The organism is Sphingopyxis sp. GW821-FHT10B01, from assembly GCF_059415685.1.
The window spans coordinates 742,926-756,299 of record NZ_JBWKNS010000003.1; the positions used below are offsets into that span (position 1 = coordinate 742,926).

Genomic DNA, 13,374 nt, shown 5'->3' on the forward strand with positions numbered 1-13,374 from the left:
CGTTGGGGGCGCCGGACCCGCGTCCGGCGCGCCCGCTCAGGCCGATGCCGGAAAGACGGGCCAGGTGCCGGTGATCGCCTCGCCGTCGAAAAGCGCGATATCGCCGAACTGCAGGAAGACCGCTTCGCTCTGGTTCGGGCGCAAGAAGACGTGATCGTCGGGGTTCAGCACGACGCTGGTCGATCCCGTGAGCATCTCCTGATTGCTCGAGCGACCGTAGAGACCGCTATACTGGAGGCCCGGCGGCGACACCGGGCTGGCGAGCCAGTGGCCGCCATAAATGAAGAAAGCACGCGCGGCATTGGCGTCCATGAAGGTTAGTGGCCCGGTCAGCCATTCATTGCCGGGAAGCTCCATGCGTCCCGCCTTGATCACCGGGGTCGCGATGAAGCTCGCCGGCACGTGGCGCGCAAGCGAGGGCAGGTCGAAATCGACCGGCTTCACGAAGGCCGAACCGACCGACACCTCGTTCGCCGCGGTCCCCTGCGCGTGCCGCGCATAGGTCGGGCTGCCCGCGCCGTTGAGTGTCAATGTGGCGGGATCGACGCCGAGCTGTTCGCGCAGCACGCCGATCGCGGTGCGATAGCGTTTCTGCGACGCCCCAAAGGCCTCGTCGGGATCGCTCATCTTCGGGACATGCGCGTCATAGCCCATCAACCCGCCGACGGCGACGTGGGAGAAGGCGCGGGCGAGATCGACCGCCTCGGCCAGCGATTTGCCGTTCGTGAAGCCGCCGCGATGGAGGCCCACGTCGATCTCCATATTGGCGCGCAGCTTGACGCCCCGCGCGGCGGCGATGTCGGCATATTGTTTCAGCCGCGCGGGCGTATCGATCAGCCACTGGATGCGGCCCGCGGCTTCCACGCCGACCTTGTCGACGAAGGAAGCGAACTCGCCTTCAGGAAGCGGCTTGCCGAGCAGCAGGTCGGCGTCGGGGCGCGCCGCCATCATTTCGAGCATCGCGCCGTTGAAGACCATGAAACGGTTCGTCGCCATGCCGCGTGCCACATGGTCGATCAGGCCTGCGGCGGGCAGCGACTTGACGACGACGCGGAGCGGCAGGCCGGAGGGTCCCAGCGTCGCGCGCGCGGCGGCGATGTTGCGGTCGAGCCGCGCCTGGTCGACGACGAGCACCGGATGCGCGATCCCCGCCTTGCGTAGCGCCGCCGACAGACTGGTGAAATAGCGGTCGTGCGCGCCGCCATGGTCGCCCTTGCGCGAAGCGAGCACGCCCACGCCGCCGGCCACCGCGAGTCCGCCGCCGATGATCGCCGCGCGGCGCGTCCAGCGCCGTCTCTTCGTCGCCTCAGCCATCGAGGAATATCCCTTTCAGATAATCGTTGAGCATCCGGCCTTCGGGGTCGAGCGCGCGCCTCACCTCGCCCGCTTCCTTCCAGCGCGGATAGAGCGCGGCGAGATCGCGCGCCTTCAGGCTGTGCAGCTTGCCCCAGTGCGGTCGTCCGCCGTGGCGACGGAAGATCGGCTCGACGATGCTGAAGAAGAAATCATGATCCTCTCGGTAATAGGCGTGGACCGCGATCGACCCGCTCTCGCGCCCGTAAAAGGGGGAGAGCCAGGCATCGTCGGCTGCGATCGTGCGGACCTCGATCGGGAAGAAGACGTCCCTGCGATGGTCCTCGATCGCTGCCAATATTTCGCGAAGCGCGGGAATCTGCGCTTCGATCGGCAGATGATATTCGGTTTCGTTGAAGCGCACCGGCCGCTCGTTCGACAGCAGCTTCCAGCCTTCGTCGACGACTTCTTCGGGCGGGATCTTCGCCAGTTCCTCGGCCGCGAACTTGCGGCGGAGCGACGGCGCATATTCGAACCAGTCGCGCAGTTGCTTCAGGCCCATCAGCGTTTCGACGTCGGTGTCGGGGCCGCGCGGCTTGACCGGCTTGTCGGTGACGTCGTGGGTGATCACCGCCGAATGGCCGGTGAAGGGCAGGACATAGAATTCGACGTTACGGTGCCGCTGGCGGAGCGAGGGCCAATCCTCGAACACCTCTTCGGTCGGGCGAATCTCGACGCGTTTGGCGACGCGGGTCAGCGCCTGATTCTGCAACGTCACTTCGGTGACGACGCCGAAGGCGCCGAGGCCGACGCGCGCCGCGTTGAAGACTTCGGGTTTCTGCGTCGCGCTGCATTCGATGATCTCGCCCGTGGGGGTCGCGATCCGCATCGCGACGATCGCGCCATGCATCGCCTGGATGCCGCGCCCGGTACCGTGCGTGGCGGTCGCGATCGCGCCCGCGATCGATTGTTTGTTGATGTCGGGCAGGTTCACCATTTCCTGCCCGATCGCCGCGAGTGCGGGCCCCAGGTCGGCGAGGCGGGTGCCGCCACGCACCGTTGCCTGCTGTTTCGCCGTGTCGTGGCTGACGAGCCCCGCCATGCCGTCGAGCGTCAGCAACGTGCCGTCGGTCGGCACCAGCGCCGTGAAGCTGTGCCCCGATCCGACGGGCCGCACCGGCGCGGGCGCCTTTGTCAGGATCGACAGCAGCTCATCCTCGCTCTTCGGCGCGGCGCGCTTTGCGGGATAGGATGTCGCGCTGCCCGACCAGTTACTCCACAGCAATCGCCCCTTGGCATCCTGCGATGCGGGCAGCGGCGGCTCACGGTCGCGCATCCAGTTGCGTCCCGCGATCCCGCCGACGCCCAGCGCGCCAACGCCGACAATGCCGCCGCCTGCGAGCAGCGCGCGCCGTGTGACCTTGCCCATCACTCTCTCCCCGCCATGAAGCGTATCAGTGCCTTATAATCGTTCGGCGAGCAGGAGAAACATTGCCCCCCCGCCGGCATGCCGTTCATCCCGCGGATCGTGCTGTTTAAGAGTTGGGGTTCGCCCTTTGCCCAGTGCTTGTCCCATTGCGTCCGGTCACCCGCCAGCGGTGCGCCGGTATCGGGGACCGTGTGGCACGATTTGCACGCCTGTTCGTACAGTCCCGCGATGCGTGCGTCGGCGGGTTTCAGCGCCGCGCTCTGCTCGGGCGTCAGCGGTTTTGCCGGCGGCTCCGACTGGCATCCCGCCAGCAGGAGCAGGGCGGGAAGGACGAGCAGCGCGCGCATCAATATTTGACCCGGAATTCGACGCCGAACATCCGCGGTTCGCCGCGAAACTGTTCGATGAAACCGAAATCGCTGAGGTCGACGGCATAGTTGATATATTTCTTGCGCGTCAGGTTGCGCGCGAACACCGCCGCTTCCCAACGATCGTCCGCATCCTTGAGCGCGATGCGCCCGCCGACGAGCCAATAGCCCTTTTGTTCGAGCAGCGGACTATTGTCGGCCGAGAAATATTGACGCGAGCGGTACGACACCGACGGCTGGATCGCGAGCGCAAGTTTGCCGGACAGCGGAATCTCGTAATTGGCGATCCCGCTGAAGGTCAGCGTCGGCGACAGCGCGAGCCGGTTGCCCGAAAAATCGGTGCCGCTGCTCGTGAAATCCTTGATTTCGGTATCGAGCAGGCCGAGATTCAACGTGATGTCGAACCGGTCGGCAGGCTTGGCGATCATTTCGAACTCGGCACCATAGATGGTCGCGTTCGCCGCATTGTCGAGCAGGGTGAGCGGGATCGCGCCGGTGTTGATCAGCGTGTAGAGCTGCAGGTCCTTATAGTCGTAATAGAAGGCCGCGGCGTTGAAGCGCAGCCGGCGGTCGAACAAAGTCGATTTGAGGCCGATCTCGTAAGCCGTTAGCGTTTCTTCCTCGAACGGCTGCGCCTGCACTGCCGCCTCGGCAGGGTCGAAGCTCAGGAAGCCGCCGTTGAAGCCGCCGCTCTTGAAGCCGGTCGATACGCTGGCATAGGCCATGACATCGTCGCTGATGTCATAATCGAGTCCGATCTTGAACGAGATATTTTCGAACGACTTGCGATTGTCGAAAGCATAGAGCGGCAGCACGCCGCCGGGGATCGGGAAGCCGTCGATGACGTCGTCCTCGAGCTGCGCCGCCGCGGTGAAGTGCTTGCGTTCGAAATTATAGCGTCCGCCGAGCGTGGCGCGCAGGCTCGGGGCCAGCTCGATTTCCGCCTGGCCAAAGATCGCCATGGCGTCGGTGGTCTGGCGATTGAGCGTGCGCGAGAAGAGAACCGGCGCGCCACCCGTCGTGGCGCCGCCGGTATCGGCACCGCCGTCGGGGGTTAGCGGGCGCAGCTCGCGGAACAGGTCGCCGGTCTGGTTCTGCGACAATGTCTCGTGGAGATAATAGCCGCCGAACACCCAGTTGATGCCGCCGCCCGACCCCGACAGCCGCAACTCCTGCGTGAAGGTTTTCGAGCGGACGCCATAGTCGATATCGAGGATCGACGCGGGGCTCGCGTCGGTATCCTCGCGGTGCAGCTTGTCATTCCAGTCATAGGCCGAGATCGAGGTGATGGTGACGCCGTCGAGGGTCCAGTTGAGCCGCGCCGATGTCCCCCAATTCTTCACGACGAGCCGGTCGCTGCGGTTGTAATTGCCGTCGTAGAACCCCTCAGGGCTCACATAACCGAAGACGTTGCCGCACTGGTTCGCGCGGATCGCATCCTCGGCGCAAGGCGTCGTGAAGCCTGTCGCGGGGTCGAGGATGCCGAGGCTGCGATATTGCGGCGAACGAACATCGACCTTGCCGCCATGGATGCTGAGCAGCGCGTCGAAATTGTCGGCGACATCGAACGCGATCTGGCCGCGCAGCGCGAAGCTGCCCTGGCCGTTCTCGCGGCGCCCGGTCAGCAGGTTGTGGATATAACCGTTCGAATGGGTGCCGGTGCCCGACAGGCGGAACCGCACGCCGTCGGAAATCGGGCCGCCGATCGCCGCCTCGCCGCTGATCGTGTCGAACGAGCCATAGGAGAGCGAGGCCTGCGCCTCGAAATCCTTGCTCGGCTTCGCGGTGATGAAGTTGATCGCGCCGCCGGTGGCATTTCGGCCATAAAGCGTGCCTTGCGGGCCCTTCAGCACCTCGACGCGTTCGAGGTCGAAAAGCTGGAAGGTCTGCGCGCCCGGCGAACTCACATAGACTTCGTCGACATAGACGCCATTCGGCCCCGCATTGTTCGAATTGGTGTCGGCCAGCCCGACACCGCGGATATAGATCAGCGGCTGGTTGCCCTCGCCGCCGGGGAGGCCGATTTCGACGTTCGGGACCACGGCAGCGATGTCCGAACTCGACTGGATGCCGAGGTCGGCGATCGTGTCGCCCGAGAAGGCCGTGACGGCGACCGGCACGTCCTGCAGATTCTGTTCGCGGCGCTGTGCGGTGACGACGATGTCGCCAATCCCTTCGCCGGATTGCACCGCTGTGTCTTGATCCTGCGCCGCCGCGGCAGCCGGTATCGCTGCGATGATCATCGACAGAGCAGCCGCGGAGATTCGTAGTTCGTCCCTGAATTTCAGCATATTATTATCCCCTCACCCGTTATAGCTTTTACTATATTATAGTATTTGCTATATTGGCGCAACCGCGGCATTGCCACTGGGGCCATTGAATATGCTAGGCAGGGCGACGGGGCCGGTGAGCGAAGGATCTGATGCGCAGTGTCGAAGCCTGAACCCAGCAAAGCGGCGGTACGGCTTCGCAAGCAGCCGACACGCGAGCGCCTTCTCGACACGGCCGGCGAACTGCTTGCCGAGGTCGGGATCGACCGGATTACAACCAATCTCATCTGCGAGCGTGCGGGCGTGACGCCTCCCGCGCTCTATTATTATTTCCGCGACAAGTACGAGGTCGTCGTCGCGCTGGGGGAACGTCTGATGATCCGGCAGAACGAAGCGCTCGTCCGCTGGATCGATCGCCACGCTGCCGGCGGGATTCACGCCTATGCCGAAAACACCGGTGAGTTGCTTCGCGAGACGGCAGAGATTACCGAGGCGGAACCTGGCGGAGTCTGGATCGAGCGCGCGCTGCATTCGAGCCCGCGCCTCGAGCATGTCCGCATCGAATCCCATCGCTTCGTGACGGACAAACTGACCGATGCCTTCGCCAGGTTCCTGCCCGGTCGGCCGCGCGATCAAATCTGGCTCCGTATGCGGATGCTGGTCGAGTTCGGTTACGTCGCGACCGAATTGCTGCATGCGGAAAGCGGGCTCGCCCGGGATGCGATTCTTGCCGAGACGGCCGAGATGCAGAAACTGGCTACATTGGCGCTTCTGAACTGAAAGGGCTTCAGACCTTGGCTCTGCGCCCTAGGTTTGCGGTGTAATCGAATGTCCGCATTCTGCGATCTGTGTCTGAAAGCGGACTGACACCAACCGGCCAAAATCTGCAGGAGGGACCAGCCGCCTGGCCCGGTGGTAAAACACAGGAGAAAGTCTGTTATGAAACGCTCGGACCACCCCTTCCCCGTCCGAAGGTCCAGCTGATGCCATCACCGCGAACAATCCCCGACACATTCTTGCCGATCTGACGCTCGAGTGCCGGGCGCCACGGCACCAGCGTGAACTCCCGCGACCTTTCGACCAATGCATGGCGCCCGCTCAGCATATCTATGTGCCGTCGATAGATACCCGTCACCTGCCCGCCGGGCTCGATTTCGGCGAACGATATACCAAGCTCCCTGGACATCTGCGCGCCGACCCGCAGCAATTCGCGTCGTCGCAACGCCTCGATCATGTCGGGTTGGTAGGTAAAAAATCCGCCGGTTTTCTGGGCAAGCTTTTGAGCTACAAGCCATTGCCGCCGGCGCGCTTGGGCGTCGCGCACATCGTGCCCGAAACCGGCATCACGCAACGGCGTCGGTTCGCCGGAGATCAATTCGCGATCGAGCCATGTCGCCGCGTCGGCGCCCATGAGATGCTCCAACGGCCGCGGCGACAGCGTTTCGACCATAACGGGTCGATCCTTCGCCCGCACCGCTTCATAGGTGGCCGCGCGCGCCAGATGGTCGGGCGCAATGATCCACGTCCCGTCAGCCTCGCGAGCGACTCCGCCGGCCAGCCGTCGGATCGCCTCCAGACGACGAACATGGGCTTCGGCAAATGCCTCGGTCGCGGTCGGATCGTGACGGAGGTGCAGATCGACATCGTAACGGCCGTCATTGGCCGCAGCGATTTCGACAACGATGCGATCGGAATCCCGTACGCCGAATGCGGCGGGCTCCACCCTGACGATTGCGCCGGCTGAATGCGCGTCGACATGTTTGCCCTTTCCAATCTCGACATAATGCGTGCGTCCATCGGTTGCCTCGATCATCAGATAGTGGCGATCGTTGATCTCGTCGGACAACCCACGCTCGAGGATACGTCCGATGAGCGAACGCGCGCCCTCAGCCGTTGGGTCATAGATTGACTGATCGGCGAGCGCGGGCGCCTGCCCTCGCTCCGTAAAGGCCCGCTGCATCGTGCGGATGATGTCGCCGCGCTCGCCCATGTGATGCAAGGTTTCTGCAAGGTCGGGCGAGAGCCCCCAATGGGTCGCGCCGACCTGCTCGACCAACCCCATCCGCTCGAGCTTGCGGAGACGTCCCATGCGGATTGTTTGATTGAAAGCACCGCGAGCCCCGGAGCTGACGAGAACATCCGCATCGGCTTCGCGCAGCAGCGACCGATCGATGCTGGTAAACCGCTCCTGCTCGATTTCGCTGCGAAGCCTCGCCTGGATCGCATCGGTGGAGCGGGGACCGAGATCGAGGTCGACCAGCTCTGCCGCACGCTCGCGCATGCCCCCGGTAATATATTCCCGAGCGATGATCAGATCCTTGCCCCGATCATCCCTGCCACGCACCACGATATGCGTGTGCGGATGGCCCGTGTTGAAATGGTCGACCGCGACCCAATCGAGCCTAGTGCCGAGATCCTCTTCCATTCGTTCCATCAACCGCCGCGTCAGCGGCTTGAGGTCTTCATATTCGGCGCTATCCTCTGCCGAGACGATAAAGCGGAACTGGTGACGGTCGCCATCGGCACGCTCCAGAAACTCCTTCCCGTCGACCCGATCGCCCCCAGCGCCATAGAGCTGGCCGCGCCCGCCGTCGCGGGTCGTACCGTCGCGCTCGATGTAGCGCAGATGCGCATGCGCTGCCGCCCTGCCCTTGCCGGCGAGTTTGACGATACGGGATTTGACGATCACCCGCCGTTGGCGGAACGCGGCATAGATATCGCGGCTGGCGAGCACGCGGCCGACCCCGGAACCACGACCGATCCGGCTGCCGTCGAAGCGCTTGCTGCGGCCCGGACCGGGGCTGCCTGCTCGAGCCAGATTGGCCGCCGCGAGAATGCGGTGAAGATACTTCTTTTCCTTGCCGCTGCCGCGGGCTCGCATCCGCCCCAATAGGGGCTCGAAATCATCCTGGTCGCTCATGTCAGATCATTCGAAATGGGGAATATGCGGCAACATGCGCGCGACGAAACGCATTGAAAACCGGTGCCAAATTTCCCGAGGACCTGCGCCGGTTTGAGCCCTGCCTGGCACCATATGTTTTGCCGTGGTGTCAGAAATCCCTTTCGAACCTTCAAAAAAATGATGTGCAGACAATCGCTTATGGCGCCGGTTCGGAGAGCCGGCACCATTGCTTCATCTTGCCTTCCGCTTCCCCCCCTCCCAAAACAGCTAATTCCTGCTGTTTCCTCCTCCATGCCGGACCCGCCAGCAACCTGCACGCGCGCAGCGAAACACAGGCGATACCGGCGCGCCCCTTCGCGCCACGAACAAAAAAGGCGCCCGAAACCGCATCCTTATCGACGCGGTTCCGAGCGCGATTTTCGTCATCCGATGTTCGTTTCAAACGCCGTTTTCTGCTGCTCGCGTTCCTTGAGAGCAGCCTGCAATTCCGCCGCGATCTGTTTCGATTCACGCCGGTCCCAGCACGCGTTAAGCTCGGCGCGCAGTTCTTCGATATGCTGTTCAATCGACATTCCAGCCTCCATCATCTTGCGAAAGATGTGGCTGTCGCCCGGGACGGAGCGGGCCGGGTCAAGGACCGCGAAGCGGCCGCGTCAGCGGCGATGGGGGCAACGATTTTGCGAAGCAAAATGGTGGGGCCCCGTCGTCCTTGAGGCGGCCCGTTCCGTCCCGGTATCCTTGGAATGATTGAGCGGATTTACTTCCCGACGCCCTCTCCAACGCCAGCGATAGCGAACCTCGCAGAGCTATTCGTCCGGTGTCCGGATTGGCACGAACATGTCGTCGGCGCGCGGTTTTGGCGGTGAAGATGAGAGAGAAAAGAACAGCGTCCGAGAGGATGTTTCCTCTGCAGCTACCGACTTGTTCGATGGTGAAACGCCTCCGGCGACCGTGGCCAGATAGGCACGGGTCTCACCCGGAAGCCGCCGTCCCGTCGCGAGATGATCGGCATAGCGGGCCGGGCCGGCATTGTAGGCGGCAAACAGGCCGGGGTAACCGAACCGGTCATGCATCAACCGCAGATAGAGCGTGCCGGCGAGGATATTGTCGCGCGGATCGTGCGGATTGGTGCCGAGTCCGAGACGGGCACGCATCTCTGCCCAGGTACGGGGCATGAGCTGCATGAGCCCCATCGCCCCTGTCCGGCTGGTCATCGGTCGGCCGCGATACAGCGTCCGCCCCCCGCTTTCGGCGCGCATGACCCGCTCGATCCACGCGACCGGTATCCCAAAACGCGCTGATGCTTCGGCGATGTAGGGCTGCCACTGTGCGACCGGATCGGCACGGGCCGGCGTCGCCGCAAAGAGCGCAGACACGGCGATGGCGATCTTCAGCGAAGCCATAGCGGTGTGGCCTTTCCGATGATGTCGCCACGCGCGGCCGATCCGAAATAACGTCCATCGAACGACGCCGCATCATCCATCAGGAGCAGCTGTGCACCATCCCGCAACACGGTGCAGCCGTGCCATCGGGGCATCGGCCGATCCTTTGCATCGACCGCACGGCGTATCGCGACACGACGTCCGTTCACGAAAATGAGGGCGCCGATGGCGCAAATTTGGTCGCCCGGCTCGGCGGCGATACGCTTCAAGAGCGGGACATTGGCCGGGAGATATTGGCGCCGCGCAGCCAACCCGCGCCAGGGTTCGGCGAGGCGGGCGATCACCATATCGCCGCGCCGAAGCGGTGCGTCGGGGGTCACGTACCACAGGCCGACCGGCGCGCTGGCGCTGACGTTCCAGAGCAGGCGCGGACGCGGCGCCGCAATGACGGTCGCACCGAGCGAGGCGATCAACGCAGCGCAGGCGGCGATGCGCCGGACCCGGCGACGGCGGTGCAGACGGGCGGCGCGGAGCGCATCGCCGATCCGCTGGATGGCAGCGTTACGCATCGTCGCCCGCCTCGCCCAGGCTCCGCGACCAGGCATCGAGATCGTCGATATGATAGCGGATGTGACGGCTATGCCGCCGAAAGCGCGGGCCGGTTCGCGCGGTGCGATACTCCTGCAACGTGCGGGGCGATATGCCGAGATAGAAGGCGGCTTGATCCGGGCTCAAAAATGGCGAGCCGCCACGGGCGCGCGCAGCGCGCGCATAGGCTGCATCATCAGGGGGTTCGGTCATCGATATTCACCTCGTTACGCGGCGCGTTTCTGCGCCGAATGGTGCGTGATCGATGGCCGGCAGCGCGCCGCCTCGGGAGGGTCGGAAACGCCGTGCAGCGAAATCGACCCTGTACCGACTTGCGAAATTGTTCTTCTTATGTTCTATCTATTACCCATGTCGCCGCGCGCGACGATTCGACATCGATGGAGACGGAAATTGCAGCACGATGTGCGGCTGCGCGCCGCCGCGCGCGCGATCTACGACGCCTGTTATCCGGGCGAGGAATGGGCGCCGGTCGCTTTCGACGAGGCCGAAAAATACGGCACGGTTCATTATCGCCAAGCGGTCGGCGCTGCACTGGAAGCACGCGCAGCACTCACAGCGCCTGTCCAACCCGAGTTATTTGCCTGATGAAGCTCATGCCGCGTTGCTTCCAATATTGCACCCACTTTGAACAGTGCTAGCGTTTTGGCTGGCCATTATATCGCTGAGTGGAGGTCGAGTTGATAAGCGGAAGCTGTCTCTGCGGATTGGTCGCATATGAATGTGGCGATTTACTTACCCCGATAGGTCTGTGTCATTGTCGGACCTGCCAGAAGGCGCACGCTAGTGGAAATGCACCAACGGCAAGAGTTGCGCGGGAAAGCTTCATCTGGACATCAGGCGCGGAGCATGTTGCCCGGATTCGAAAGCTCACCGGGCAAGACGCGCTGGTTTTGTCCGCGGTGTGGAACGCATTTGATGGCAGAGTGGTCGGATCAGGATGAAGTCATATTGCGGATCGGATCGGTGGACTCGGAGTTGTCGGGACGGCCGACAATCCACATTTGGGTGAGCCACTCCAATGCGAGCCTTGAAGCGCCAGTCGGAATTCCGGAATTTCAGGAAGGCTTCGTCCCGCCAAGCGGCTGAATCCCAGCAGAGCATAAATTTCGGATCCGCTAGCATTTCACGTTGGCTGATTTTCTAGCCCATTCCGGCTGCTCAGCTTCAATGTAACTGCAATGGCTGGAAGGGACCCGTTGCGGACATTCGCTCGCAACGCCGACGATGGCGGCTTTGGCCCCAAAGCGGCCATCCTGACTGGTGACCTGTCAGGCATCCGCCCGCGATTGCCCGACGTGCGGTGGCGAGGCATGCTAGGTGACGACAATGGAAAATTGGAGTCGGCCAGTCGCAGTAGTCATTCCTCTGCTGAACTGGAAAGTGCTTTTGCTCGAGAATGCATTGGATAGATCAGGGGTGTGTAGAAAATGACGAGCTGTGAGGATAACGATTTCCCGTGTCAGGATCCTCGTTATGATGACTTCGACAAAATTGCTCGCAAGGAGCTAGAGAAACCGATCGAAGCTGATGTATTGGTAAATAGAAGTGAATTTTGTATGGTTATTCCAGTCGATGAAACCCATATTATCGGGGATTTAGATCATAAGTTATTTCTCAAAACTCTGAGGGGGCAGGCTGGTCTGTATCACTTATGGCGCGAGCATGATGCCTGTACCGATCACAACACTCATACGATGCTTTGCGCCTATGTGGGGAAGGGACCTCCGGAGGGGCGCATCACCAGCCATATTAAGAATAAATGGCCGGGTGATGTGCAGCTATTTGCCACTTTTACCCCAATGGAAAACCGAATGGCTAAATATTACGAGCAGTTGTTTCTCGACTGCTACAACTTCATTTTAAACACGTCTGAAAACCGTGGTAAGAATACACTGTACGCCGTCTGGGATGACGAGCGATATACGATGGGAACTCATTCAAATGAGGTCTCGGGTTTGAGCAGTATCCAGAGTTTCGACGATTATTGAGCGGTGAGATGCCGCGAGCGGAATGCACCGTTGCCTTCGGTCAGTCGTGAACTGCTGCAGCGGATCGGGGCTCTCAGGTCCTACGGCTGTTGAGCTGAATGACCGGAATTGGCGCGAAGCGGTCGTTGACGCCTCGATACCGGACAGTCCGCTCATAAGCGGACATCAAGCGAAGGGGGCGACAGAAGATCAGTCGCCCGCTAACCGCCTTTCGGCAATCGCCTTCACTTCGGCCTGGAGCAGTTCGATGCGCTCGACGAGCCATTCGAGTTCGGGGCCGGTGATCTTGTAGTGCGGCGAGTAGCGGGCGTTGACATAGGCCTGTTGCAGCAATTCGAAGCAACGGCGAACGAACTTGCTGTCGCGCGGCCAGACGGGGATCAGATCGCGCGCGATGTCCTCGGACTTGTCGCGGAGGAAATTGATCTTGTGCGATTTCGGGCTGTAGAGCGTCAGCACATGTAGCACCGTATGGTAGAAATGCTCGGTTGCTTGATGGAGCAGGAAGGCGGCCCAATTGCTCTTCCCCGCCGAGATCGCACCTTTGGCAAGCTCCAATGCGTCGCTCGCGCTCGTGAACCATTTGTCGAAGTATAGCTGTGCCTCTTCTCTCGCCTCCTCGGGCGACAGCGGCTTCGGCGTATCGAACGCCTGCGTGCCGAGCGCATAAAGCACGATCCCGTCGCGCACGATATCGATGAAGAACGGCCGCCCACGCGATAGCTGCTGGTTCACGTCGGTCAGGCTGTGGACGATCAGCCCGACCGGCGCCGACAGCTTTTTGGTGACGCCATAGTCACGCAGAAAGCGGTCCTCGGCCTTGTACCAATAATCGACAGGATCGGTCAGCCGCTCGTCATTGACGACGACGAGGATATCGTAATCCGAATAATAGCCGCCGACCGGATCGGCCACCCAGTCGCCCCGCGCGTGCGATCCGTACAGGATGACCTTGAGGATGCGCCCCTGCTTCTTCCATTTCTGCGTGGCGAGGCTGGTCGCGTCCTCGAACTCGGCGAAGAGGATTTCGACGATGCGGGCGAGGTCTTGCTGCTTGCGGCCGGGAAGGTGGTCGAGGTAGGTTTTCATCTGCCTTGAATCCTAGCAATTTATCGCGGCCTGACAATGAAAAG

General features: G+C 62.2%; 13 protein-coding genes and 1 pseudogene. 5 read left to right on the forward strand and 9 right to left on the reverse strand.

The features are described 5' to 3' along the window. Positions 1-36 precede the first annotated feature (36 nt). From AC07NV_RS12355 to AC07NV_RS12370, 4 genes are read right to left on the reverse strand one after another with little or no spacing between them, the layout of a single operon-like run. Positions 37-1,314, reverse strand: coding sequence for an alanine racemase (locus AC07NV_RS12355; protein ID WP_495166643.1), 1,278 nt, complete (start codon positions 1,312-1,314; stop codon positions 37-39). Then, positions 1,307-2,722, reverse strand: a complete 1,416-nt coding sequence (locus AC07NV_RS12360) for a D-arabinono-1,4-lactone oxidase (protein WP_495166644.1) — start codon at positions 2,720-2,722, stop codon at positions 1,307-1,309. The genes AC07NV_RS12355 and AC07NV_RS12360 overlap by 8 nt, the downstream gene beginning before the upstream one ends. Continuing rightward, complete coding sequence (locus tag AC07NV_RS12365; protein WP_495166645.1) at positions 2,722-3,069, reverse strand: c-type cytochrome; 348 nt, start codon at positions 3,067-3,069, stop codon at positions 2,722-2,724. Before AC07NV_RS12365 ends, AC07NV_RS12360 begins: the two co-directional genes overlap by 1 nt. Continuing rightward, positions 3,069-5,381, reverse strand: coding sequence for a TonB-dependent receptor (locus tag AC07NV_RS12370; protein ID WP_495166646.1), 2,313 nt, complete (start codon positions 5,379-5,381; stop codon positions 3,069-3,071). Before AC07NV_RS12370 ends, AC07NV_RS12365 begins: the two co-directional genes overlap by 1 nt. 138 nt (positions 5,382-5,519) lie before the next feature. Between AC07NV_RS12370 and AC07NV_RS12375 the strand changes: the two genes are divergently transcribed. After that, a complete protein-coding gene (locus AC07NV_RS12375; RefSeq protein WP_495166647.1) occupies positions 5,520-6,140 on the forward strand; it encodes a TetR/AcrR family transcriptional regulator in 621 nt (206 codons plus the stop codon). A 157-nt stretch (positions 6,141-6,297) separates the two neighbouring features. Here AC07NV_RS12375 and rlxS read toward each other — a convergent pair whose 3' ends face one another. Beyond that, a complete protein-coding gene (gene rlxS, locus AC07NV_RS12380) occupies positions 6,298-8,280 on the reverse strand; it encodes a relaxase/mobilization nuclease RlxS (RefSeq protein WP_495166648.1) in 1,983 nt (660 codons plus the stop codon). A 53-nt stretch (positions 8,281-8,333) separates the two neighbouring features. Between rlxS and AC07NV_RS12385 the strand changes: the two genes are divergently transcribed. Then, positions 8,334-8,975, forward strand: a complete 642-nt coding sequence (locus AC07NV_RS12385) for a hypothetical protein (protein ID WP_495166649.1) — start codon at positions 8,334-8,336, stop codon at positions 8,973-8,975. A 93-nt stretch (positions 8,976-9,068) separates the two neighbouring features. Here AC07NV_RS12385 and AC07NV_RS12390 read toward each other — a convergent pair whose 3' ends face one another. The 3 genes from AC07NV_RS12390 to AC07NV_RS12400 are packed head-to-tail and all read right to left on the reverse strand — an operon-like array spanning position 9,069 to position 10,445. Then, entirely contained in the window at positions 9,069-9,665 is a 597-nt protein-coding gene (locus AC07NV_RS12390; RefSeq protein WP_495166650.1) for a lytic transglycosylase domain-containing protein, read from the reverse strand. Continuing rightward, positions 9,653-10,213: a S26 family signal peptidase gene (locus tag AC07NV_RS12395; RefSeq protein ID WP_495166651.1), complete on the reverse strand. Its 561-nt coding sequence runs from the start codon at positions 10,211-10,213 to the stop codon at positions 9,653-9,655. Before AC07NV_RS12395 ends, AC07NV_RS12390 begins: the two co-directional genes overlap by 13 nt. Beyond that, the gene (locus tag AC07NV_RS12400) at positions 10,206-10,445 is read right to left on the reverse strand and encodes a helix-turn-helix domain-containing protein (RefSeq protein WP_495166652.1); all 240 of its coding nucleotides are present in this window, start codon (positions 10,443-10,445) and stop codon (positions 10,206-10,208) included. Before AC07NV_RS12400 ends, AC07NV_RS12395 begins: the two co-directional genes overlap by 8 nt. Before the next feature lie 198 nt (positions 10,446-10,643). Here AC07NV_RS12400 and AC07NV_RS12405 point away from each other — a divergent pair, with 198 nt between their 5' ends. The 3 genes and pseudogenes from AC07NV_RS12405 to AC07NV_RS12415 all read left to right on the forward strand — a co-directional run bounded on the left by AC07NV_RS12405 (position 10,644) and on the right by AC07NV_RS12415 (position 12,241). Continuing rightward, a complete protein-coding gene (locus AC07NV_RS12405; protein ID WP_495166653.1) occupies positions 10,644-10,838 on the forward strand; it encodes a hypothetical protein in 195 nt (64 codons plus the stop codon). Between the two features lie 80 nt (positions 10,839-10,918). Next, positions 10,919-11,339, forward strand: a pseudogene (locus AC07NV_RS12410) (GFA family protein). Positions 11,340-11,680: 341 nt separating this feature from the next. Next, on the forward strand, positions 11,681-12,241 hold the full coding sequence (locus tag AC07NV_RS12415; protein WP_495166654.1) for a hypothetical protein: 561 nt from the start codon (positions 11,681-11,683) through the stop codon (positions 12,239-12,241). Positions 12,242-12,430: 189 nt separating this feature from the next. Here the strand turns inward: AC07NV_RS12415 and AC07NV_RS12420 are convergent, their stop codons facing one another. Next, positions 12,431-13,330 (reverse strand): HEPN domain-containing protein, encoded by a 900-nt coding sequence (locus tag AC07NV_RS12420; RefSeq protein ID WP_495166655.1) that lies wholly within the window; start codon positions 13,328-13,330, stop codon positions 12,431-12,433. Positions 13,331-13,374 lie beyond the last annotated feature (44 nt).